The sequence below is a fragment of the Lysobacter dokdonensis DS-58 genome (assembly GCF_000770795.1).
Taxonomy (GTDB): domain Bacteria; phylum Pseudomonadota; class Gammaproteobacteria; order Xanthomonadales; family Xanthomonadaceae; genus Noviluteimonas; species Noviluteimonas dokdonensis.
On the sequence record NZ_JRKJ01000016.1, the window covers coordinates 24090 to 46051 of the forward strand.

A 21962-nucleotide genomic window follows, 5' to 3' on the forward strand; every position below is an offset into this window, starting at 1 on the left:
AGAAGTGCCACTTAAGCAGCGACGGCAGGCAAAAACTAAGAGCAACGCTTTCCCATGCCTCCCCTGCACGAGAGGGCAAAACGATCACAGCCAAGGCTTGTTCCACGTCGGATTGTTGATCTTGTTGCCGCCGCCGTTGGTGGTGCACGAGGCGATCGTCGCGTAGGTCGGGCTGCCGGTCTGTTCGGTGAGGCCCACCAGGATCAATCCGCCCTGCGCGATCGAGGCGAAGCTGATGCTCGTGGTCTCGGTCACCTTGTTGTCGTTCGCCGGCGGGCTGATCGTGCCGTTGATCCCGCCGATCGCGGCGGTGCTGACGACGTAATTGCGGAACGTCGGCACGGCGATCGTGTCGGTGACGGTGCGCCCGCCGCAGTTGCCCGTGATGCTGCGGTTGGTCGTCGTCTCGATCCAGTAGTTCGACAACAGCAGCGCGCCTGCCTTCGGCAAGGTGTTGCCGCCCGACAGCACGCAATGGTGATCGGTGCCGGCCGGCTTCAGGCATTCCTTGTTGACGTCGCCCGCCACGGTGGTGAACACGAATGGATTGCCGCCGCCGCCCGTGACGCGCGCGTCGAACGTGCCGCCCGTCGTCCCGCCGACCTGGAAGGCCTGCGCGTCCGACCACACCTCCGAGTTGTCGTTGGGATCCACGCCCGCGAGCGTCGGCAGCGAGGCGTTGATCGCGACGCCCGAACTCGAGCGGCGCAATTCGCCGGTGTTGTTCGAAGTGCCGTTGGTCTTGCCGATGGTGCGGCTGCCCGAGGGCTGCGTCGGATCGGTCGACAACAGGTTTCCGCTGTTGACCGTGATGATGGACGTATTGCTCGCCGTCCACTTCGCGATCTCGGTCAGGTTGACGGTGGTGAACGGGAGGAACGGCATGACGCACTCTTCCGCCGGCGTGCCGGTCGGGCATGCACCGTCGGTGCCGGTGTCGGCCAGCACTTCGCCGAGTTTGTCGCGCGCGTCCTGTTCGAGGTAATCGACATACAGGCCGCGGCCGTGCAGGAAACGGTAGTCGCTGTTCGAGGCGGTGTTGATGACCACCGTCGCCGCGTTGAAGGCGGTGTCGCCGTTGAACGTGCTCTGCGCATTCGAGGGCGCGCTGGCGGTGCTGCCGTCGTAGCCGCGCAGGAAGGTCTTCACGAACGTGGTGTAGCGCGTAACCGAATCGTCGGTCGGCAACCCGCTCTTCGCGGCGACGCCCGACACCGCCTGCGTTTCCAGCAGGCCGAACTGGCGCGAATACAGGTCCGATGCCGTACGCCAGAATCCGTCGACGCGCACGAGCCGGCATGAATCGACGTACGTGCCGTTGTTCGTGTTGTTGACGGCGACGAGATTGCCGGATCCGTTGAGATCGTACTTCGCGACCGAGTTGTCGTTGCGTTCCGGGTCGAACCGCACCTGCCCGCTCGTGCCGGTGTCGTGGTGGTCGCGGCAGCATTCCTGGCACAGGTCGCTCTGCGTGACGCCGGACTTCGGGCCCGATGCGAGCGATTGCCCCGGCGCCGCGGGGTTGCCGCTGGGTTGCGTCAGCGCGTAGCCCTCGCCCGTCCAGACGGCCGGCCACAACGCGGTGCGATAGATCGCCGGCAGGTTGTTGCCGCCCGCGCCGTACTTGCAACTGCACTTCACCACTTCCTGGTCGAAGCGCTTCTGGATCTGCACGCTGCTGCCGAATCCCGGCGGCGAATAGTTCAACACCGAGTAGCGCGTGCCGACGACGATCTGGTTGTTCTTCGAACCGACCAGTTCCGGGCTCGGGTTCGTCGTCGCGCTCGTGGATTCGTTGCCCAGCGCGATCGGGATGACGCCGGAAGTCGCGGGGCTCGTGGTGCGGACGATGGGCGATCCGGACGGCGTGCCGACCGGATCGGGTGGAATGATGATGTTGCTGGTCAGCGTCATCGCGCTGACGTCGGACACCAGTTGCAGGTCGTGCCGCACGCCACCGGCATCGTTCCACCACGCCGTGAGTGCGACGCGCTTGAACTGCGCGACGCGCGGGTCTTGTGCGTTCAGCGCGGGCGCGGGCGTGGCGAAGGTCCCGTTGCCGTACCACGTCGTGATCGTCTGCTGCGAACTCAGGCTGCCCAGACCGGATTCGAACCGCGCGCAATCGATCCAGTCGGTCGCATCCGGCGATGCGGTGTCGCAATCGCCGTTCGTACTCGTCACCGCCGCCTGCGTGCCTTCCGGCGCGAGATTGCCGTAGCTGTTGCCACGCAGCGCATCCATGCGCGCGGTCAGCATCGCGGCCACCCGCGCACGCACCTTCGCATCGGCCGAGGAGCGCGTCAGGCTGCCCTGCAACGCCGCCAGCGCCAGCAGGCCGACGGTGAGCACGACAATGGCGACCAGCACTTCGAGGAGGCTGAACCCGGTGGCGCGGCGGCGGAGGATCATGGCGGGCACTCCTCAATACGACGCACGGTCGGTCCACGCGCCGGGCAGCGTCGCGTAGACGAGCCCGGCTTGTTCGACGACGCCGTCGATCACGTTCTTGTCGTAGATCACGGCCGCGGTGCCGTTGACCTTCATCTGGCCCTGCACGACGAGCGCGCCGTAGATCGCGGAGTTCGCGTTCATGCGCAGCATGCAGTCGTTGGGGCACGAGCCGGTCATGCTGCTGCCGGTGGCCGGGCGCAGCGTCGTGCCGGTATCGCGCACGAACACGAAGCCGAACACGACGCCATGAATATCCACCGGTCCGTCGAGGATCAGGAAGACCGGCGCATTCGGCGTGCCGACCTGGCCGGTGATGTCGCAACCGACCTGGCACCAGATGATGCCGGTGCTGCTCTGTGCCGACAGCAGCGCATTCGTGCCCAGCTGGACGCCGCGCACGAGATTGGTGTGCGCGGTGGTCGGGATCACCCGGTCCGCGATCTTGTACAGGTACGCCTCGTCGGGCGGCACGGTGGCGACCACGCCGTTGTCGGGGTTCTGGTAGAGCACCGAGCCGGCCTTGGTCTCGGCGAAGCAATCCAGGTTGTTGTCCACCCACGCCTGCACGCCGAAGATGTAGCGGAACATGTCCGGCGGGAACTCGCAGGTCGGATACGACAGCGAATCGGAGCGCACGTTGAAGTTCGCGCCGACGTGGCCGCCGGTGTTGTACAGCGTGTTGGAATTGGTGCTCGCGTCCACGTCGAGCACGTCGATGCCTTCGCAATCGGTGAATCCGCCGTTGCAGCGGTCGTTGCCGCTGGCGTCGTAGCTGAGCGTCGCCGGCGCGCCGTTCGCATCGCACTTGCAGTCGTCGCAGCGGATCGTGTTCTGGTAGATCGACGGCACGTGGCTGCCTTGCGTGTAGCGAAAGAACTCATCCGCGTAGCAGGTGTTGGGCGTACCGTGCTTGTCGATGTCCAGGCGGCTCCACACCGACACCGGCACACCGACGCCGCCCGCGTTCGGATTGGTCACGACCTGCAGGTTGCCGGTCACGTCGACCGCGCCGGACGCCATGATCGGCGGCGTGCGCACGATTTCATCGCCGAGCTTCGGATATTGGCCGACCGTCTGCACGAGCGTGCTGCTCGTGTTCTCGCCGGGCAGGCGCGCCACGCTGACGAAGGTGGCGACGCTCACGCTGGTCGCGCCGACGTTGCCGCACGGGATGCCTTCCGCGACGCCCGCCGGTTGGCGCGCGAAGCACACGACGGGCGCCACGCCGTACGCGACGCCCTGCCCGTTCGCCATCGCCGTGATCTTCGAGGAGGTCGGCAGGCGCAGCATGTGTTGCGCGAGCGCGTTGTCGATGTTGGCGATGGTGTGCGTGTTGTCCGCGCGCAGGCGGAACATCGAGCCGCGGCGCGACACTTCCGCCGTATCCGGATCGCCGTCATCGTCGAACGTCGTATTCGGCACGGCGCCGCAGGGGAAGCTGTCGTCGGTCGCCCCGCAGCGTTCCCACAGGGCGGCGTTGGTCAGCATGTCGGGATGCTGGCGGAACAGGAATTCGAAGCCCTGCGCGAGCCCCGCTTCGGCCACTTCGCCGGCGACCTTCGAGCGGACGTCGTTGCCGGTGCTGCGTTGTTCGAACACGCCCACGCGCAGCGCAAACAACGTCAGCAGGCCCGCGAGCAGCAACAGCACGAGCGCGACGAGCAGGACGGTGCCGGACTGGTGCGAACGCGGATGGCGAATGGCGCGCATCGGGGTCTCCTGCGATTCAGATGCCGGCGCCGACGGACCGCACGTAGACGGTCTGGCGCATCGTGCGTTCCGTGGGCGCCGCCGACGGATTGGTGTCGACCAGGCGGCCGGTGATCGTCACGTCGATCTGGCGGACGAAGTCGTCCGTGGCGCCGGCGGGGACGCGGTCGAAGCGGATGGCGGTGATCTCCACCTGGTCCGAACTCAGTTGCGTGGCGCCGTCGAGCGCACAGGTGTTCGGACGCGCGCCCGCACCCAGCACGCGCAACCGGCCGCTATCGACGCCCAGCACATGCCAAGGACCTTGCGCGGCCCCTTCGTACGCGTAGATCGCACACACGTTCCCGGGCGTCGCTACGGGCCGGAATTCATTCGCGCCCAACGCAGCGGTCAACGGATCCCCCACCGAACGCGCGCGCCGCAGGTCGTTCGCGACGAGATTCAGCGTCGCGCGCAATTCCTGGTTCAACCGCGTGGACTGCAACGTCTGCCGGTTCGAACGGATCACGGCGACCACGAGCGTGATCACCGCCGCCATGACGACGAGCGCCAGCACGAGCGAGACCATCAGCTCGATGAGGGTGAACCCGGCTTGTCGCCGCTTCAACACTGCGGCATCCCCGACATCGCAGGACGGCTCGACGGCGTGCAGGACCGCGCCTGCCCCAGCGTCTCCACTTCGACCACGACGTCGTACTTCCCGCTCGGCGAAGTCAGCGTCACCTGGCGACTGCCCAGCAACCCGCCGGTGGTGACGATCGCGCCCAGCGTGTTGTCGAAGCGGAAGTCCGAGGGCAACGCGCCGATCGCGACGCCGCGGTATTCGCCCGACGAGACCACCTGGCGGATGCCCGCCACCATGCACTGCGTGTCCTGCGTGCAATCGCAGGCGGCCGATTCGCCGGCCGGCGCGCCGCCCGTCGGTGGCGTCGCCTCATTCGCGCCGACGCACCACGCGGTGCCGCTCCCATTCATCGCAATGGTGATCGGCAGGTCGTGCTTGACCGACTCTGCGCGGGCGTGACTGATGAGGCTGGAAACATCGTCGGCCGCCGCGCGCACGCGGTGGCGGTCGAAGAAATCGGACAGCGAAGGCGCCGCAAGCGCGGCGAGGACCGCGAGGATCGCCACCGCGATCATCAACTCGAGCAACGTGAATCCGGGGGACCGTTGCGCACGCATGATCATCGTCTCCGCCGTGGGTGCGTGGATTGAAACGCCGCTGGCGGTTCTTCACGGGCACGAAACGGACGGGCGGGGCAGACGGAGTGACGAACGAAGACGAACGCTGTTTCGCCGCGCACGCGCCGGCGCGATGATGATGCTGCGGCGCGTGCGCCCGTCGTTCAGTGGCAATCGAGCGACTGGATGACGTTGTCCTTGTCCGTGTAGATCGTGAGGCGGTCGGGGCGGTAATCCGCGCGCTCGACGTTCTCCGGGCCGATGATGCGCCACAGCCCGAGCCCGCTTTCGCGCACCAGGCGGCGCGCGTTGTCTTCGGTCGCGGGCTGGCCTTTCGCCCAATCGAGCTTCGAGGTGTCGCATTTCGCGACGCCCTTGTCCTTCGTGTCCATCGGCGCGCAGGCGCTCAGCGCGCACGCCGCGGCAATCGCCAGGGTGAACCGGTGCATCGTGGGTCTCCTCCGTCATCCCCGCGGACGCGGGGATCGCAGACTAGGCCAACGCATCGCAAGCGGCTTTACGGCAATTCGCCGGCCGAATGCGGATCGATCGAATACGGGTGCACCTCCGCCAGGAATCCCGGCTGCGCCTCCACCCGCGCGACCCACGCGCGGAACTCGGCGAATGGCGACAGCGCGATGCCCGCCTCCTCCGCACGACTGGCATAGGCGAAGAGCGCGATGTCGGCGATGGTGTACGCCTGCCCCGCGATGAAGGGCCGCAGTGACAGTTCGCGATCGAGCAACGCCAGCGTTCGCAAGGCACCCGCGCGTTTGGCTTCCACGATGTCCGGCGCGCGGCGCGCCAGCTTGTCCGTCATCGTCCAGTGCCGTAGCGACCCGATGACGGCCTCCACGTTCTCCTGTTCGAACGACAACCACTGGTGCACCTTCGCGCGTGCGAACGGATCGTTCGGCAGGTACGCCGTGCCATCGGCGAGGTAGGCGAGGATCGCGTTCGACTCGGCGAGCGCGCGTCCGTCGTCGAGTTGCAGCACCGGCACCTTGCCGGTGGGATTCAGCGCGAGGAATTCGGGCGTGCGTCCCGCGCCTTCGAAGATCGACACTTCGACGGTGCGATGCGGCAGCCCGAGGTGGCGCAGCAACTGCCGGACTTTCCAGGCATTTCGAGACGGCAGGTAATCGTAGAGAGTGGGCATGGCGGCGTGCATCGGAGGGAAGGCCGCAGTGTGTCGGGCGCCGTCGGCCGCGGATATCCGGATCTTGCGACGGGCCGCCGGTCAGTCCCAGGTCGTGGCGTTCTTCGGGAAGCCGGGGCGTTGCACGCGCACGATGCAGAAGCGTTGTCCGGTGGGCGCGTCCATGACCACCCAGCGTTCGAGGCGCCTGGCCACCTTCGCGCCGTGCGCTTCCAGCCGCGCGACTTCCGCTTCGATGTCGTCGGTCTCGATGTCGATGTGCACGCGACTCTCATGCGACACGCGCTGCAACTGCACGATCGGTTCGTCGGGCGGCGTGTCGAGCATGACGTAGTCGCCGCGCGTGCCGGGATGCGCACGGTCGATCCCGCGCCCGAGGGCGGCGGACCAGAACGTGGCCGCCGCGTCGATGTCGTCGGTATTGCAGTCGATCAGCAGTGCGCAAAGACGGGAACGATGCATGTCGTCAATCCAGGTGGGCTGCATTCTTGTCGCGATCCTTGCCGAAATCGCGGTCCGCGCGCCCCGCGATCCATTTGACGAAGCGCGACAGGCGGCCGCGCCGCGTCTTGCGCGCCTTCGCGGCCGCGTCCACGAGCCACGCGACCTGGATCACGTGGCGCTCGCCTTCGAACGGCAAGTGCCCGTGGTAGGAACAGTCGGTGCGGCGGAATGCCGCCAGTGTTCCGTAGACCGGGGGGATCTCGGGGACGAGCATGGATTCGATGTCGTCGGGCCTGGCGAGGAAGCGCAGGCATCCGGCGTGCATCCGGTCCGGCCACGCCGGGTTGAGATACAGCAGCGCACTGGCCACCTTCGACTGGCTATCGGTATGGATCGACCCGTGGCGCAGATTGAGCGAACGGCAGAGCGTCACCAGCGGCGGATATCGCGACATGCGCTCGATGCCCAAACGCGCGCCGAGCGCATCGGCGAATTCCGGCGCGGTGAGCGCATCGACCAGTGCATTGACGCTCGGGCCGCAATCCCCGGCGGCGTGCGGGAAATACCCGGCACCGCGATAGCGCGGGAAATCCGCGTCGAGATCCGGCATCGCGGCCGGATCGAGCACCTCGTGCGCGATCAGCAGCGGGAACGGCGCCAGCCAGGCCGGCGCGGTCTCCAGTCGTGCGGGGCGCAGGACCATGCGCCGAGCATAACGCTAGTGCAGGTCGACCTTCGCGACGTGGTCCTTGTAGTCCTTCTTCGGGTCGATGCCGACCAGCATCTTGACGCCCGCGAGCATGCTGTTCGCGTTCTCCCACACTTCGGCGTCGTCGGCATCGAAGCGCAGCAGGGCCAGTTTCGGATCGTCCTTGCCCTCGTACCAGGCGGCCACGAAGGGATTCCAGAGGCGATCGATCACGGCGCGATCGATGTCCACCTGCAGCGCACCGGACAGGCACGCGAAGAGGTCATGCCCCTTGGAGGCGAAGTTCGCGACCGCGCGGCCGCCGCCGTCTCCCAGCTGCTGCACCAGCGCATTGTCCTTCGCGGTGAAGAACCAGATCGGGCCGCGCTCGTGTTCGTACAGCGCGGTGAGCGGGCGCGCGTGCCCCTCGCCGTCGAGCCCGACGAAGATCGTCCGGTCGGACTTCAGGGCCTTCCACAACTTCTCTTCCAACTCATGGGGCGTGGACATTCGTGAGCTCCGCCGTTGCGAACGCCCGGTTTTATGCGAGCGCCGGTGAACGGCGGGCGACGGCGGCCGGTATCATGGCGCATGAACGACGCCGTCGAATTCTCCGATCTCCCGCTCGATCCCGCGCTGATGCAGGGTCTCGACGCGCTTGGCCACGTGCGCATGACGCCCGTGCAAGCGCGCAGCCTGCCCGCGCTGCTGGAGGGCCACGACCTCATCGCGCAAGCGCCCACCGGCAGCGGCAAGACCGCGGCGTTCGGCCTGGCGCTGTTGCAACGCATCGAGCTTGCGCAGATCCGCGCGCAGGCCCTGGTGCTGTGCCCGACCCGCGAGTTGGCCGACCAGGTCGCCAAGCACATCCGCAAGCTCGCCACCGGATTGCCGAACCTCAAACTGCTGACGCTCACCGGCGGCGTGGCGCTCGGTCCGCAACTGGCCTCGCTCGGGCATGCGCCGCACGTCGTCGTCGGCACCCCCGGGCGCGTGCAGGAATTGCTGCGCAAGAAGGCGCTCGACCTGCGCGGCATCCGCACGCTGGTGCTCGATGAAGCCGACCGCTTGCTCGACATGGGCTTCGAGGAACCGATCCGCGAAATCGTGAAGGCCACGCCGAAGGACCGGCAATCGCTGCTGTTCTCCGCGACCTTCCCCGACGCCGTGCGCGACATCGCGCGCGCCACGATGCGCGAGCCGGTCGAAGTCACCGTCGAAGGCGCCGCCGACAAACCGACGATCGACCAGCGTTTCTACGAGATCGACCCGGAGCGCAAGCCCGCCGCCCTCGCCGGCCTGCTGATGGACCACGGCGGCGGGCACACGGTCGTGTTCTGCAACATGCGCCGCGATACGGAAGAAGTCGTGTCGTCGCTCACGCACCTGGGCTTCTCCGCGCTCGCCTTGCATGGCGACATGGAGCAGCGCGATCGCGAAGAGGTGCTCGTGTTGTTCGCCAATCGCAGTTGCAACGTGCTGGTGGCGAGCGATGTCGCCGCGCGCGGGCTCGACATCGAAGACCTCGGCGCGGTGGTCAACTACGACGTGCCGAACGACCCGGACACCTACCTGCACCGCATCGGCCGCACCGGCCGCGCGGGCCGCGAAGGCATTGCGCTGACGATCAGCACGTCGCGCGAGCTCCCGCGCCTGAGGGCGATCGAAGCGGCGCTCGGTTTGGACATCTCGTTGCAGCGCCCGCCGCTCGCCGCGCTGAAGGCCAACGTCGGCCAGCGCGCGCCGATGGCGACGCTGCGCATCGACGGCGGCCGAACCGACAAACTGCGCCCCGGCGACATCGTCGGCGCGTTGACGGGCGAAGGCGGATTGAAGGGCGATGCGATCGGCAAGATCGACGTATTCGCCACCCGCAGTTACGTCGCGGTGCCCGCGTCGCAGGCGAACGCCGCGCTCAACCGCCTGCAGCAAGGCAAGATCAAAGCGAAGCGCTTCCGGGTCCGGAAGCTGTAAGGGGCGTTTCCTTCCGGCGCAGGCCCAGCGTTTCGAGCACGAAGACGATCGGGGTCCGGAACGGCAGCAGGCAGGTGCGGAACAATGCCGAACGGATGCGGCTGCTGCGCGGCAATCGCCAGGCCAGTCCTTCCTCGATGGTGTACAGGCACGGGTGGCAGACGCCACAGGGTTGCGCGTTGCGCCGCGGGCTGTGGCAGAACCACGTCATCCCCATGATCTCGTCCCATCCGTTCGCCCGTGCCTGTTCAGCCATCTCGCGCTTGGTGGTTTCGAACACGGGGAAGGAAAAGAAACGGAACAGGCGATGGAGATCCGTCGATTTTTCGGACCGGCCCGCGGCCCGTGGATCGAACACATGCGTGGGCCCGGCCGCGCGCTCGACTTCCATCGTGAATGGCGCCAGCACCGCGTGCGCCTTGTCGTCGCGATGCACGCACAGTTCGATCTCGTCGATCCCGTCCTGCGTGCAGAACCACGCCAACCATTCATATTGCCGACCGAGGAAACTGCGCTCTAGCGTGCGCTCGTAAGCACTGGTGATGTCGGGATCCTGCGCGAGCGTGTCGACGTTGCAGAATTCCGTCGGCGCAAGTCGCACATCCGAATCCGGAAAAACTTTCCGCAACGCCAGCCGGATGCGCTCCATCGTCGCGAGCTCGACACTGGTCGATTCGCGCTTGTCGCGCAACAGGTAATAGGGCGCGATGTGCACGTTTTCCCGGGAAAGCAGGCACAAAAGACGAAATGTGGAATCCCAGCCACCGGTCCACAGCAGCCGCACGCGTGCCTCTTGCATTGCATCGCACTCCGCTTGCATCGACGTCAGTTTCGCAGCCTGCGCATCAACGCCAATTCATTTCATGCAATGCGCATCCGGCGTTCACGGCGCGCGTGCGAATTTCCCGGCACCAGGTTTCGGGACACGCACATGCAACATGTCGCACCCGTCGAACTCTTCTGGACCAGCGGATGGGACTCGACGTTCCGCTTGCTGCAGCTGCTGCTGGACCATCGCGTCCCGGTCGCACCGATCTATGTCGTGGATCCCACGCGCGGCTCTGCCGCGATCGAACGCCTGTCCCTCGAACGCCTTCGCGATGCGCTGTTCGATGCCCATCCGCACACGCGCGTGCTACTGCAACCCGTGCGCGAAGTGCCGATGTCGGACCTCGCGCAGGACGCCGCCGTGACCGCGGCCTTCCATCGGATCGCATCGCACGTCCCGCTCGGCGACCAGTACGAATGGCTCGCGCGCTACTGCAAGCAGTACGGCGTGCGCGGCGTCGAGTTGTCGTGCGAGCACACCTACCAGGGGCCGCATGCGGTATTGCACTCGATCGCCGAACGCGTCATCGACCCGCACGGCCTGGACAACTGGCGCGTGCCGCCCGAATACGCGGACGAGGACGTGCAAGCGATCTTCGGCGCTTACACGATGCCGTTGTTCGAGATGACGAAGGAGCAGACCGCCGTGCTTGCGCGCGAAAAAGGCTGGCTCGACCTGCTCGGCCTGACCTGGTTCTGCCATCGGCCGACCGGCAATGACCAGCCCTGCGGTCTGTGCAACCCGTGCATGTACGCGATCAAGCAAGGCTTCGGGTGGCGCATCTCCCCGACGCGGCGTGCGGCGTCCGCCGTGTACAAACGCACGCTGTATCCGGTGCGCAGGATGGCGCGCCGCATGCTGATGCGCTCGCATGCCGGGCCGACGCCCCTGCCCTCCGCGCATTAGGGCGGCAGCGTTTCTTCGATGCGCTTGCGCATCTCGTCGTAAAAGGGATTCCACGTCAGGCGGTCGAGGCTGTCTTGCGACACCGCCAGCGTGTTGCGTTCTCCGCGCACGGCGATCCTGCCGAGCTGGATCACGCGTCGGCCCGAGGGGTCGCGCCCGTACAGCGGATCGTCCGCCGGGAACGGCAACGCGATGTGCGAGAGCGAATAAATGTCTTCCGGGTAACGGGCACCGATGCCCCGCGTGCGCACTCCATCCGCGTTCGCCGGACGCGAGCGGGCGACGGCGGTCGCATCGTCTTCGGACGCGGTGCCGATGACCGTGAACGTGTAGCGGCGCGAGACCTTCAACGCCTCGTGGGTCCATGCGGTCACGCCGGGCCGCAGGATGGGATCGAGCATGCGGCCGCGGTGCACGTCGAACAACACGAGCTCGCTCCCGTTCGCCGGTAGCCGGTCGAACAGCCGCGTCATCACCGCGGGCGCGGTGACGGTGTCGTCGACGACGGACTGGAATGCGAGGATCGGCGGCAGCTTGTCCATCGCGCCGCGTTGCGCGACCGCGTCCATCGCGCCCTGTAGGTCGCTGGTCACCAGGTACGACTCGCGCGCCGCGCGCACGGGGAACGAGTTGTACTTGAACGGGTTGTACTCCGGCAGCAGGTCGAGCCACGCGGTCTTCGCATAGCGGCCGAAGTACGCGGGCAGCCCCGCAAGACCGGCATACCGCGCGAACGTGTTGACTTCGATCATCGGCGAGAGCAGGACGATTCGTTGGACATCGTTGCGCTCGCCGGCGGCGATGCGGCGGGCGACGTGCAGCAGCCCGAGCGCGCCGCCGTTGGAGTAACCGACCAAGTGCAGCGGCAAACGCCCGCCCGTGCGACGCCGCGCTTCGACCATCGTCATCTCGACGGTCGCTTCCCATTCCTTGCGGCCCTCGTGCGTCAGCGCGCCCGGCACGGTGCCGTGGCCCGGCATGCGCGGCACGATCGCGATGAAGCCATTGGCCCGGTACAACGCCGCGAGACTGCGCATGCTGTAGGGGCTGTCGGACAACCCGTGCAACAGCACGGCGACGCCGCGCGGCGTGATCGCCGGATCGAGGATGTACGACCGATTCCATTCGCGATCGAACGCCAGGGGGGATGCGAAGCTGCCGTCCTCGTAGCGATTGATCGGCGTGCGGTCGGCGGGTTCCATCTCCCGCTGCAAGTCGCGATGCAATCGATCGAAGAGCCGCGATTCCGCAGCCATCCATGCATTCCAGTCACCGTGGACGATCGCGTCGCTGTCCAGCTCGGCCGGAACGATGGTGTGCCAGGGGCGCAACGGCGGGCCTTGCGTCGAGTGCCAAGCGCGCAGTCCCACGAGGACGAGCACGACCAGCACCACGGTCGCGACGGACCGACGGGCCAATGCGAGCACGGCACCGAGTACGCGCCGCGGCCACGAGCGGTTCCCCTCGGTCATCCGGCCGACTCCCCGTCAGGCGAAGATCGACAGGGTACGCTGGATCGTCCAGCAAGCGGCAGTCCCGCCGATCGTGTAGGCGGGCGCGTAACGCGTCCATGCAGGCCATTGCGGCACGCAGCGCCTGGCGAGCGACACCAGGCCCAGCACCACGCCGACGAACGCGAGCTGCCCCAGTTCCACCCCGATGTTGAACGTGAGCAGCGCCACCGGGATCGCGGTCTGCGGCAGGCCCACCTCTGCGAGCGCGCCCGCGAATCCGAACCCGTGCAACAACCCGAACGCGAACGCGACGACCCACGGCGCGCGGGCCGCGAGCCCCGGCCGGCCGCGCATGCCGCGAATCACTTCGGCCGCGACGAATACGATGCTCAATGCGATGGTCGCCTCCACCGGCGCGCCGGGCACGTGCACCCACCCGAACGTCGCAGCGGCGAGCGTGAGGCTGTGCGCGGCGGTGAACGCGGTGATCGTCGCGACGATGCGCCTGCCCCCGTGCACGACAAGCAACAACGCGAGCACGAACAGCAAGTGATCGATGCCGCCGAGGATGTGTTCGACGCCCAATACGCCGTACGACCATGCAACCGTGCCGACCGTCGCCGGCGCCGCGACCACGAACTCCGTGCGCGCGACGGGCAAGCGCTCGACCTGGCTGGTGCCGTCGGCCCACTCGACGCGCGCGATGATGTCCGTTGCGCCTGTCGCACGCCCTTCGAAGCCAATCGCCTGCCCCACCAGGCCGCCGCTGCGACGCACGCGCCATTCCTGGACGAGCGCATCGCCGGTGAAGGCCGTGCGCGCTTGCGATTCCACCGTGGTGCCGTCGGGGAATCGCACGTGCATCGCCATCGGCGTCGTACGGTCCAGCGCGGGCACCTTCCACACCACGTCGAAGCGTTGCGCGTCGACCTGCCGCAATTCGAAATACGCGGGGCGGAACGTATCGGCGCGCGCAACGCCGAACCACGTGTCGAGCGCGAGGTACAGCACCACGCACCAGAGGCGCCATCGCTTCACGGCGCACCGTCGGAGGCGAGCCTGCGGCCATCGTCGCGGATCGCCCGGGCGAGGTCCGCCTCGATGTCGACTGTGTACCGTTTGCGGAGCATCGCGAGAAATGCGCGATTGGCGCGCTGCATGCGATCGTGCAGCCAATCGCGTTCCACGGCATCGCGGACTTCGGCCAGCGCGGGCATGCGCGCCGGCGTGCGGGCATCGACGCGCACCAGGTGCACGCCGAAGCCCGAAGTGACCGGGCCGCTCCACCGGCCGAGCGGCACGCGATCCACCGCGTTCGCGAATGCGCCGCCGAACACCCCGGCCACGTCGTCCGCCGCCATGTCATCGAGGTGCGCTGGCAGCAACGTGGCATCGCCGGGCGATGCGTCGCCGTCGCGCGCCAGTTGCGTGCGCGCGGCGACGAGGTCGTCGTTCAAGCGCGCGCCACGCCGGGCCGGATCGAAATACACCTGCCGCAACGTGTATCGCGGTGCGATGCGATACGCCGTGGGGTGCGTGCGCAGCCACGCCTGCAGTTCCGCTTCGTCCGGCACGCTGGCCGCCATGCCTTCGTTGAACAACACCAGGCGTTGGGCGACGCGACGCCGCACTACCTCGTCGTCGCGGTCGAGCCCGGCCGACACGCCTTCGCGATAGAGCAGTTCGTCGTCGACCCAGGCGTCGACCGCCTCGCGCAATTCCGACGGCGTCGGCGGCCGTTGCCACGTGCGCTGGAATTGCGCGGCCAGGGCGTTGGCATGCGCCTGGTCGACGACGATGGCGGGCGACTCCGGGGACGTCCCGCGACCCACCCACGCATCGAGCGCGAACAACATCGCACCGATGGCGAGGAATTGCAGCAGCGGCTCGCGCATCACGCGGTGCATGCCGGTCACCGGGACGCCACGGCCGGCGCGTACCAGATCGGCGAGGTGAAGCCGCGTTCCTGCAGCGTCATCCTGACGTCGGCGGGCATCTTCGAACCAAAGCGCACGACGTCGTACGCCGTCCAGCGCGGCGTCGGGATTTCCAGCGCGCGCACGTAATAAACGGCGCGCACGCGCGGGTCGAAGTCGGGATCGGTCCACGCGACGACCAACTCGGGCGCGCCGATCGTGTTCTTGTACGTCGCGGTCTTCAGGTCGACGGTGTCGCCGACGGCGGGGAGCACGCCGTTCGCATCGGGCGTGCGATCGCCGGACCACTTCACGTCGTAGACCTTCTCGTGCGTCGTGCCGTCGGCATCGACCCAGCCCTTGATGACGGACACGCGGTCGAGGTTGGCGCCTTCGGCGTCCTTCATCGCGGCGATGAGGAACGTCGGCGACTTACCGCGTTGCGGCGGCGCGTCCAGGTCGCCGCCCATCGGCACGCCCTTGGCGTATCCGTTTGCGACGAGGTCGTGCACATCGTCGGCGCTGAAGTCGAAGCCGCCGAAGAACCGCAGCGTCATCCGCGTGCCCGTCGTCGCGAACGTCTCGCGCCGCTGCATCGCATCCCACAAGGCTTCGCGCGTGTTCGCCGTCGCCCACACGCCCATGTAGCCGGCCGACACCATGTCCGAGCCGTGCTTGGCGCTCGGGCCCGAGCCGAGCACCACCGGTTGCCAGCGCGTCGGCGTGGGCTCGACGCCACGGAACTTGCCCCAGAAATTGTCCTCCTCCGCGGTCGCCAGGCCCGTGTGCGTGTCGGTGGCGGCGTTCGCACCGAGCTTGAAGGGGTTGGCGCCGAGCGTGCCTTCCAGGCGCAGGCCCGACTTCAGGGCCTCGCGCCAGTATTCGGTGCGCAGCATGCCCTCTTGCTTCGGAAGGCCGACCAGGTTGCCGGAGTCCCACAGATCCCAGCTGGCGTACGCGTCGTTCGGCGACAGGCGCGGATGGCTTTCGCTCTGCCCCTTGATCTGCACCAGCTCATACAGGCGTTCCCAACGCGCGCGGGTCTGCGCGTACTCGCGCGTCAGCGGACGGCCGTCGAAGCGTTGTTCCTCGAACATGCGGCCGTTCGACAGATTCCCGTTGTGCGGGATCGCGAGCAGCTTGCCGCCGGTCTTGCGCTCGTACTCGTCCATCCAGGCCCACAGGGTTTCCGGATCCTGGCTCTGGAAGGTCGTGAGCGGCAGCATTTGCTTCGCCTTGTCGGCGTTGTCGCGGTAGATGATGTTGCGGTGGAGGTTGTTGCCGCCATTGGCGTTGACGGTCCATTCGTAGCCGATGAACGCGGTGAACTTGCCCGGCGCGTTGTATTTGTCGGCGATGGCGATGGTGCGCATCCAGGCGGACGCCATCCACTTGGCGTCCTTCATGATCTCCGGCGTCTGGTCGTTGGCCTGCTTGCGGATCAGGTCCATTGCCGCATCGTGCATGCGGTGTTCGTCGCCGCTGCGCAGCGCGTCGGACCAGCCCTTGACCACGGGGTCGGCCATCATTTCGGGGTTGCGCGCGATCACTTCGCTGATCGTGCCCATGCCGTCGGAATGGTCGGTGATCGCCATCCAGTCCAACGGGCGCTTGAGCTTCACGGGCCGCCCAGTGTTGGACGTCACCTGATCGCCGCGCGCAAGCCGGAATGCATCTTCCGGCGTTGTGACGACGCCCTCGGTGCCGGCATCGACGGACCACCCGGTGTGGACGTGGGTGTCGCCGAAATACGCACGCGTCGGATGGTCCGCGTGCATGACGGACGGTGCGGCGGGCGCGGGCGTTTGCGCCGTGGCCGCGATCGGCTCCGGAGGCGCCGCGCTGCAAGCGGCCAGCAACGCCAAGGGAAGGAACTTGAGGATCGAAGGCATGAACGATGGTCTCCACGTCGCAAGCATTCAACGCGGTCGTATTGCAAAAAGCGAACGTGGTTTTTCTCATTCGAAATTCTTCGCATCCATCACCGGACGCGACACCGCAGTTCCCAACGACGCAAGCACGGCAGCACACCCTCACGACTTGGCGACACCAGCCGTTCTAAACCTCGGTCACTCGATACACGGAGCCATGACCATGCCGCGCGGTGACAAGTCCTCCTACTCGCCCAAGCAAAAACGCCAGGCCGCACACATCGAAGCATCGGAGAAGAAGGAGGGTCGTTCCGATGCCGCCGCCGAGCGCATCGCATGGGCGACGGTGAACAAGCAGGACGGCGGCGCGAAGGGCCGCAAGGCGACGAAGAAGACGGCGGCGAAGAAGACTACGAAGAAGACCGTCCGCAAGTCGGCCCGCTGAATCAGGGCGCGAGGAACCGCAGCCCGACGCCCGGCTCGGTGGCGAGCCAGCGCGGATGCGCGGCGTCGTCGCCAAGCTTCTGCCGCAATTTGGCAACCAGCACGCGTAGGTAATGCGCGTCCTGCTGGTGCGTCGGCCCCCAGATCTCGCGCAGCAACTGCGGCTGCGTGACCACGCGGCCGGCATGCCGCACCAGCAGTGCGAGCAGCGCGAACTCCTTGCGCGACAGCACGACGGCCTCGCCGTGCATGCGGACTTCGCGGCGCGCGAGGTCCACGCGCAAGGTGCCGTCGTCGAAGACCGGCGGCTGCGCACCTTCCGGGATCGCCTGCGTCCGCAGCAGCGCGCGAAGCCGGGCCATCAGTTCCTGTACCCCGAAGGGCTTCGTCACGTAGTCGTTCGCGCCTGCGTCGAGCGCTGCGACTTTTTCCGCTTCATCGTCGCGTGCCGTCAACACGAGGACCGGCGCCTGCGACCACTGGCGCAGGTCCGCGAGCACCTGCATGCCATCGCGATCCGGCAGCCCGAGGTCGAGGATCACCACTTCGGCGCCGTGCGTGGCCAGCGATTCCAGACCGCTGCGTGCGTCGGCCGCGTGATGCACGACGTAGCCCTGCGCACGCAGGCTGATATCGAGGAACCGGCGGATCTGCGGTTCGTCGTCGATGACCAGGATGCGGGCCGTGGTGGTCATGCCGTGACTCCGGCATCGGGGGCGAGCAGCGGCAGTTCGACGCGGATCATTGCGCCCGGCCCGCCTTGCGCGGCGAGCGCGACCACCGTTCCCCCATGCGCGGCGATCATGCCGCGCACGATCGGCAGGCCCAGCCCCGTTCCTTCGCGTTCGCGATCGCCGCGCGCGACGCTGTAGAAGAAGTCGAAGACGCGCTCGCGTTCCTCGGCCGGAATGCCCGGTCCGCGATCGGTGACATCGATGCGCAGCGCCGCATCCGCCAGGCGCGCGTCGACGCGGATGGGTGCACCCGCCGGCGAGAACCCGGCCGCATTGTCCAACACGTTGAACAGCGCCTGTTCGAGCAGCGCGGGCTGCACCCAGATCGGGCCGACGTGCGGGGCGACGTCGACCTGCACCTCCACGCCCGGGCGACTGCGTTGCAGGCGCGCGATGGCCGCGCCGATCACTTCGTCGACGCCGATCCAGTCGCGCTTCGGGGAGATCCCCTGACCCACGCGCGTCATGTCGAGCAGGTTGCGGATGAAACGCTCCAGCCGCAGGCCTTCCTCACGCACGGTGTCCACGAGGCTGCGCCGATCATCCTCCCCCATTCCATCGCCGTACAACGCCAGCGTGTCCGCCGCGCCGATCATGGCGGCCAGCGGCGTGCGAAGGTCATGGGAGACCGACGACAGCAAGGCGCTGCGCAGGCGTTCGCGCTCGACTTCCATGCGCTCGGATTCCAGCGCAGCGGACAGGCGTACGCGCAGCAGGGCCTGCGCGACGTCGTCCGTCATCGCGCGCGCGAGCGTGCGCCGCGCATCGTCGATGTCGTCGCCCGGATCGCGCAGCTTGATGCCGATGGTGCCCAACGCCGCGTCCCGCGAACGCAGCGGCAGGAACCACCACCCGTGGTCGTCCGAAGGCCCGCCGATGCGCAGCTTCGCGTCACCCGGCGGTTCGATGCGCACCCACGCATCGGCATCGAGACTCGTCGCGAACGCATCCTGCGCGGCGTGCAGGATCTCGCCCTCGTCGTTCGCGATGCTCAGCCGGCGCGAGAGTTCCTGCCGGGCCGACGCGTGCCGGCCCGCGATGCGCAACGCATCGACCTGCATCGCCAACCGCGACGCCATGCGGCCGGCGACGAGCGCCGCGGCCAGGAACAACGCGACGGTCGCGATGCCGTGCTGCGCATCGATGTAGAGCGAATACCGCGGCGCGATGAAGAAGAAGTTGTACGCCAGGAAACACAGCACGGCGGCGAGCGCGGCAGCCCCCGCATGCGTGCGCGCCGCGACGAGCAGCACGACGAGCATGAAGACCAGTGACAGGTCGTCGATGCCGAGGAAGCGTTCGGCGAGCGCGGCGACGCCCACGCCGCACGCGGTGCCGACGAGGGCCAGGAGGTAACCGCCGGGATCGCGTCGGGATCGCATGCCGGGATTGTGGCGCGACCGCGCAGGCCGTGCAGCCGGCGCAGGGCAAGAATTGACGAAGAATTGATGCGGTCGGCCCGGATCGGAATTCCGTCGTGACGCGGGCGCGGCGGACACTGGCCCCACGTCCCCCGGGTCCTGTACCGCATGTCGCGTCGATTCGCCCTCTTCCTGTTCGCCTTCGGCACGCCCGCCGCCGCGCTCGCCACGGACACCGGCGCGACAGTGGGCGTCACGTCCGATTACGTCTTCCGCGGCATCAGCCAGACGCGCGAGCGGCCTGCATTGCAGGTCGGCGGATGGATCGAAGGATCGCGCGGGTGGTATGCGTCGGCGTGGGCGTCGAACGTCGACTACGGCTCGGCGTCCGACGCATTCGCCGAACTCGATGCCGTCGTCGGCTGGCGAGGCGAGGTCGCGTGCGATTGGCGCGGCGAAATCAACCTCACGCGCTTCACGTATCCCGGCGACGGCGCACTCGCTTACACCGAATTGATCGCGACGGGGACGTGGCGCGAACGCGGCTGGCTGATGATCGGCTTTTCGAACGACGTCTTCGCCAGTGGCGCGCGCGGCACGTACGTGCAGGCCGGCTGGCGCGTGCCGCTTGCGCACGATCTACGCATCGAGCTCGCCGCCGCGCAGTACTTCGTCTCGCCGCACGACTACCGCCACGCCCAGTTCACCGCCGCGTGGACCCCACGCGCCGACATCGAACTGCGACTGACCCTCCACGCCCCCGACGCCAACGCACGCCGCCTTTTCGGCGACCCCGCCGACCCGCGCCTCGAAGCCGCCATCCAGGCCGCCTTCTGAGTTCCACCGCAAGGATCCCCATGAGCACGACCACGCTGCCCCATCCCGCACACGACGCCCGGCGCGCCAGCTTCGGCGCCATGACCCTCGGCGCCATCGGCGTCGTGTTCGGCGACATCGGCACGAGTCCGCTATACACACTGAAGGAAGCGTTCTCGCCGCACTACGGGCTCGCGCCCGACCCGGCGACCGTGCTCGGCATCCTCTCGCTCGTGTTCTGGACGCTGGTCGTCGTGATCACGGTGAAGTACGTCGCGGTGATCATGCGCGTCGACAACCACGGCGAAGGCGGCATCATGGCGCTGACCGCGCTGGCGCAACGCGCGCTGCCGAAAGCCTCGTGCACGGCGTACTGGGTGGGCATCCTCGGCGTGTTCGGCGCAGCGCTTTTCTTCGGCGACGGCGTGCTGACGCCAGCGATCTCGGTGCTGTCGGCGATCGAGGGCCTGCAGGTGGCGACGCCCGCGTTCTCGCACTGGGTGTTGCCGCTCACGGTCGGCGTGCTCGTCGTGTTGTTCGCCACGCAACGCTTCGGCACCGACCGCGTCGGCAAAGCGTTCGGCCCGGTGATCGTCGTGTGGTTCCTCGCGCTTGCGGCGGTCGGCGCGCACAACATCGCCGGCAATCCCGACGTGCTGCGCGCATTGAATCCGTGGTGGGGCGTGCGCTTTTTCCTCGACCATGGGCCGCACGGGCTGTTCATCCTCGGCGCGGTCGTGCTTGCGGTGACCGGCGGCGAAGCGCTCTACGCGGACATGGGGCACTTCGGCCGCCGGCCGATCCAGTACGCGTGGAATTTCCTGGTGCTGCCCGCGCTGACGGTCAACTACCTCGGCCAGGGCGCGCTGCTGTTGCGCGATGCGCGTGCCGTGGCCAACCCCTTCTACCTCGGCCTGCCGGAGTGGGCGCAGTTGCCGATGGTGGTACTCGCGACCGCGGCGACGGTCATCGCCTCGCAGGCGGTGATCAGCGGCGCGTATTCGGCGACCAAGCAAGCCATCGCGCTCGGCTACCTGCCGCGCCTGGACATCAGGCACACCTCGCACGCGACGATCGGGCAGATCTACATTCCGTCGATCAACTGGCTGTTGATGCTGGGCACGATCGGCACCGTGCTCGCGTTCGGCAACTCCACCGCGCTGGCCACCGCGTACGGCGTGTCCGTCACCGGCACGATGTTGCTCACCAGCATCTTGCTGATCGTCGCGGTGCGCAATCGCGCTTCGATGCCGCGCGTGGTGTTCTGGCCGCTGGCGACATTGTTCGTGCTCGTCGACGTGGCGTTCCTGTCTGCGAACCTGGCCAAGTTCATGGATGGCGCGTGGTTCCCGCTGTTGCTCGGCGTCGTCGTGTTCACGCTGCTGCGCACGTGGGCGCGGGGCCGCCAGCTGTTGACCGCGCAGATCCGCGAGGACGGCCTCACGCTCGACGCATTCCTGCCCGGCCTCATGCTGGCCCCGCCGACGCGCGTGCCCGGCACCGCGGTCTTCCTCACCGCCCAGCCCGATCTCGTGCCGAAGGCGCTGTTGCACAACCTCAAACACAACAAGGTGCTGCACGAACGCAACGTGTTGCTGACCGTGGAAACGCTGGCAGTGCCGCACGTTCCGCCCGCGGAGCGGCTGGTGTTGCGGACGATCGGAGACGACTTCCACCAAGCGAGCGTCCGCTTCGGATTCATGGAAACGCCGGACGTGCCCCTGGGGCTGATGCGTTCCTGCGATGCCGGCGGCCCGGTGTTCGATCCGATGGACACGACCTATTTCGCCAGCCGCGAATCCATCGTCGCCGCACGCCGCACCGGCATGCCCACCTGGCGCGACCGCGTCTTCGGCTTCCTCCACCGCAACGCCACGCCGGCCACGGACTTCTTCCGCATCCCGGGCACGCGGCTCATCGAACTGGGCTCGCGGGTCGAAATCTGAGGCCGGCGCCCGCCTTCCCATGACTGATGGGCCAGAAGCGGGCGCGTCGCCGGTGGCACACTCGACCCTTTGCT

At 67.7% G+C, this 21962-nt stretch carries 21 protein-coding genes; 5 read left to right on the forward strand and 16 right to left on the reverse strand.

Features of this window, described 5'->3' with window-relative positions; translation table 11 throughout:
• Window positions 1–84: 84 nt before the first annotated feature.
• The 9 genes from LF41_RS10075 to LF41_RS10115 form a co-directional block, all read right to left on the reverse strand.
• On the reverse strand, window positions 85–2412 hold the full coding sequence (locus LF41_RS10075; RefSeq protein WP_036169217.1) for a type IV pilus modification PilV family protein: 2328 nt from the start codon (window positions 2410–2412) through the stop codon (window positions 85–87).
• A gap of 12 nt (window positions 2413–2424) precedes the next feature.
• Entirely contained in the window at window positions 2425–4164 is a 1740-nt protein-coding gene (locus LF41_RS10080; RefSeq protein ID WP_036169219.1) for a hypothetical protein, read from the reverse strand.
• A gap of 16 nt (window positions 4165–4180) precedes the next feature.
• Complete coding sequence (locus LF41_RS16755) at window positions 4181–4771, reverse strand: PilW family protein (RefSeq protein ID WP_161786948.1); 591 nt, start codon at window positions 4769–4771, stop codon at window positions 4181–4183.
• Window positions 4768–5346 (reverse strand): GspH/FimT family pseudopilin, encoded by a 579-nt coding sequence (locus LF41_RS16160; protein WP_161786949.1) that lies wholly within the window; start codon window positions 5344–5346, stop codon window positions 4768–4770. Before LF41_RS16160 ends, LF41_RS16755 begins: the two co-directional genes overlap by 4 nt.
• 164 nt (window positions 5347–5510) lie before the next feature.
• The gene (locus tag LF41_RS10095; RefSeq protein WP_036169222.1) at window positions 5511–5795 is read right to left on the reverse strand and encodes an I78 family peptidase inhibitor; all 285 of its coding nucleotides are present in this window, start codon (window positions 5793–5795) and stop codon (window positions 5511–5513) included.
• Window positions 5796–5863: 68 nt separating this feature from the next.
• Complete coding sequence (locus LF41_RS10100) at window positions 5864–6505, reverse strand: glutathione S-transferase family protein (protein WP_036169465.1); 642 nt, start codon at window positions 6503–6505, stop codon at window positions 5864–5866.
• Window positions 6506–6586: 81 nt separating this feature from the next.
• Window positions 6587–6967: a VOC family protein gene (locus tag LF41_RS10105; protein ID WP_036169467.1), complete on the reverse strand. Its 381-nt coding sequence runs from the start codon at window positions 6965–6967 to the stop codon at window positions 6587–6589.
• Between the two features lie 4 nt (window positions 6968–6971).
• Entirely contained in the window at window positions 6972–7652 is a 681-nt protein-coding gene (locus tag LF41_RS10110) for a 2OG-Fe(II) oxygenase (protein WP_036169225.1), read from the reverse strand.
• A gap of 15 nt (window positions 7653–7667) precedes the next feature.
• A complete protein-coding gene (locus LF41_RS10115; protein ID WP_036169227.1) occupies window positions 7668–8147 on the reverse strand; it encodes a pyridoxamine 5'-phosphate oxidase family protein in 480 nt (159 codons plus the stop codon).
• 81 nt (window positions 8148–8228) lie between these two features.
• Between LF41_RS10115 and dbpA the strand changes: the two genes are divergently transcribed.
• A complete protein-coding gene (dbpA, locus tag LF41_RS10120) occupies window positions 8229–9611 on the forward strand; it encodes an ATP-dependent RNA helicase DbpA (RefSeq protein ID WP_036169229.1) in 1383 nt (460 codons plus the stop codon).
• Here dbpA and LF41_RS10125 read toward each other — a convergent pair.
• Window positions 9577–10410 (reverse strand): hypothetical protein, encoded by an 834-nt coding sequence (locus LF41_RS10125; protein WP_152599980.1) that lies wholly within the window; start codon window positions 10408–10410, stop codon window positions 9577–9579. The two genes, dbpA and LF41_RS10125, sit on opposite strands and share 35 nt — an antisense overlap.
• A gap of 132 nt (window positions 10411–10542) precedes the next feature.
• Between LF41_RS10125 and LF41_RS10130 the strand changes: the two genes are divergently transcribed.
• Window positions 10543–11346, forward strand: coding sequence for a 7-cyano-7-deazaguanine synthase (locus LF41_RS10130; RefSeq protein WP_036169234.1), 804 nt, complete (start codon window positions 10543–10545; stop codon window positions 11344–11346).
• Here LF41_RS10130 and LF41_RS10135 read toward each other — a convergent pair.
• From LF41_RS10135 to LF41_RS10150, 4 genes are read right to left on the reverse strand one after another with little or no spacing between them, the layout of a single operon-like run.
• Window positions 11343–12818, reverse strand: coding sequence for an alpha/beta hydrolase (locus LF41_RS10135; protein ID WP_052116320.1), 1476 nt, complete (start codon window positions 12816–12818; stop codon window positions 11343–11345). The two genes, LF41_RS10130 and LF41_RS10135, sit on opposite strands and share 4 nt — an antisense overlap.
• Before the next feature lie 15 nt (window positions 12819–12833).
• The gene (locus tag LF41_RS10140) at window positions 12834–13838 is read right to left on the reverse strand and encodes a HupE/UreJ family protein (RefSeq protein ID WP_202594038.1); all 1005 of its coding nucleotides are present in this window, start codon (window positions 13836–13838) and stop codon (window positions 12834–12836) included.
• Window positions 13835–14707, reverse strand: a complete 873-nt coding sequence (locus tag LF41_RS10145) for a peptidyl-prolyl cis-trans isomerase (RefSeq protein WP_152599982.1) — start codon at window positions 14705–14707, stop codon at window positions 13835–13837. The genes LF41_RS10140 and LF41_RS10145 overlap by 4 nt, the downstream gene beginning before the upstream one ends.
• Window positions 14708–14712: 5 nt before the next feature.
• Window positions 14713–16608, reverse strand: coding sequence for a DUF3604 domain-containing protein (locus tag LF41_RS10150; RefSeq protein WP_052116322.1), 1896 nt, complete (start codon window positions 16606–16608; stop codon window positions 14713–14715).
• Between LF41_RS10150 and LF41_RS17205 the strand changes: the two genes are divergently transcribed.
• Window positions 16607–17032: a hypothetical protein gene (locus LF41_RS17205; RefSeq protein ID WP_237577721.1), complete on the forward strand. Its 426-nt coding sequence runs from the start codon at window positions 16607–16609 to the stop codon at window positions 17030–17032. The genes LF41_RS10150 and LF41_RS17205 overlap by 2 nt on opposite strands.
• Window position 17033: 1 nt before the next feature.
• Here LF41_RS17205 and LF41_RS10160 read toward each other — a convergent pair whose 3' ends face one another.
• Together LF41_RS10160 and LF41_RS10165 are read right to left on the reverse strand one after the other, a co-directional pair.
• Window positions 17034–17726, reverse strand: a complete 693-nt coding sequence (locus tag LF41_RS10160) for a response regulator (protein ID WP_036169238.1) — start codon at window positions 17724–17726, stop codon at window positions 17034–17036.
• On the reverse strand, window positions 17723–19147 hold the full coding sequence (locus tag LF41_RS10165; RefSeq protein ID WP_052116323.1) for a sensor histidine kinase: 1425 nt from the start codon (window positions 19145–19147) through the stop codon (window positions 17723–17725). Before LF41_RS10165 ends, LF41_RS10160 begins: the two co-directional genes overlap by 4 nt.
• A gap of 147 nt (window positions 19148–19294) precedes the next feature.
• Between LF41_RS10165 and LF41_RS10170 the strand changes: the two genes are divergently transcribed.
• Together LF41_RS10170 and LF41_RS10175 are read left to right on the forward strand one after the other, a co-directional pair.
• The gene (locus LF41_RS10170) at window positions 19295–19963 is read left to right on the forward strand and encodes a TorF family putative porin (RefSeq protein WP_052116324.1); all 669 of its coding nucleotides are present in this window, start codon (window positions 19295–19297) and stop codon (window positions 19961–19963) included.
• A gap of 20 nt (window positions 19964–19983) precedes the next feature.
• Window positions 19984–21888 carry a potassium transporter Kup gene (locus LF41_RS10175; protein ID WP_036169240.1) on the forward strand — a complete coding sequence of 635 codons (1905 nt, stop codon included), beginning with the start codon at window positions 19984–19986 and terminating at the stop codon, window positions 21886–21888.
• The last annotated feature ends 74 nt before the right edge of the window (window positions 21889–21962 follow it).

Excerpts from the sequence above, each read along its gene's own strand:
- LF41_RS10075 (WP_036169217.1), bottom strand. The coding sequence starts at position 2,412 with ATGATCCTCCGCCGCCGCGCCACCGGGTTCAGCCTCCTCGAAGTGCTG.
- LF41_RS10080 (WP_036169219.1), bottom strand. The coding sequence starts at position 4,164 with ATGCGCGCCATTCGCCATCCGCGTTCGCACCAGTCCGGCACCGTCCTG.
- LF41_RS16160 (WP_161786949.1), bottom strand. The coding sequence starts at position 5,346 with ATGCGTGCGCAACGGTCCCCCGGATTCACGTTGCTCGAGTTGATGATC.
- LF41_RS10095 (WP_036169222.1), bottom strand. The coding sequence starts at position 5,795 with ATGCACCGGTTCACCCTGGCGATTGCCGCGGCGTGCGCGCTGAGCGCC.
- LF41_RS10100 (WP_036169465.1), bottom strand. The coding sequence starts at position 6,505 with ATGCCCACTCTCTACGATTACCTGCCGTCTCGAAATGCCTGGAAAGTC.
- LF41_RS10105 (WP_036169467.1), bottom strand. The coding sequence starts at position 6,967 with ATGCATCGTTCCCGTCTTTGCGCACTGCTGATCGACTGCAATACCGAC.
- LF41_RS10110 (WP_036169225.1), bottom strand. The coding sequence starts at position 7,652 with ATGGTCCTGCGCCCCGCACGACTGGAGACCGCGCCGGCCTGGCTGGCG.
- LF41_RS10115 (WP_036169227.1), bottom strand. The coding sequence starts at position 8,147 with ATGTCCACGCCCCATGAGTTGGAAGAGAAGTTGTGGAAGGCCCTGAAG.
- dbpA (WP_036169229.1), top strand. The coding sequence starts at position 8,229 with ATGAACGACGCCGTCGAATTCTCCGATCTCCCGCTCGATCCCGCGCTG.
- LF41_RS10125 (WP_152599980.1), bottom strand. The coding sequence starts at position 10,410 with ATGCAAGAGGCACGCGTGCGGCTGCTGTGGACCGGTGGCTGGGATTCC.
- LF41_RS10130 (WP_036169234.1), top strand. The coding sequence starts at position 10,543 with ATGCAACATGTCGCACCCGTCGAACTCTTCTGGACCAGCGGATGGGAC.
- LF41_RS10135 (WP_052116320.1), bottom strand. The coding sequence starts at position 12,818 with ATGACCGAGGGGAACCGCTCGTGGCCGCGGCGCGTACTCGGTGCCGTG.
- LF41_RS10145 (WP_152599982.1), bottom strand. The coding sequence starts at position 14,707 with ATGCACCGCGTGATGCGCGAGCCGCTGCTGCAATTCCTCGCCATCGGT.
- LF41_RS17205 (WP_237577721.1), top strand. The coding sequence starts at position 16,607 with ATGAACGATGGTCTCCACGTCGCAAGCATTCAACGCGGTCGTATTGCA.
- LF41_RS10150 (WP_052116322.1), bottom strand. The coding sequence starts at position 16,608 with ATGCCTTCGATCCTCAAGTTCCTTCCCTTGGCGTTGCTGGCCGCTTGC.
- LF41_RS10160 (WP_036169238.1), bottom strand. The coding sequence starts at position 17,726 with ATGACCACCACGGCCCGCATCCTGGTCATCGACGACGAACCGCAGATC.
- LF41_RS10165 (WP_052116323.1), bottom strand. The coding sequence starts at position 19,147 with ATGCGATCCCGACGCGATCCCGGCGGTTACCTCCTGGCCCTCGTCGGC.
- LF41_RS10170 (WP_052116324.1), top strand. The coding sequence starts at position 19,295 with ATGTCGCGTCGATTCGCCCTCTTCCTGTTCGCCTTCGGCACGCCCGCC.
- LF41_RS10175 (WP_036169240.1), top strand. The coding sequence starts at position 19,984 with ATGAGCACGACCACGCTGCCCCATCCCGCACACGACGCCCGGCGCGCC.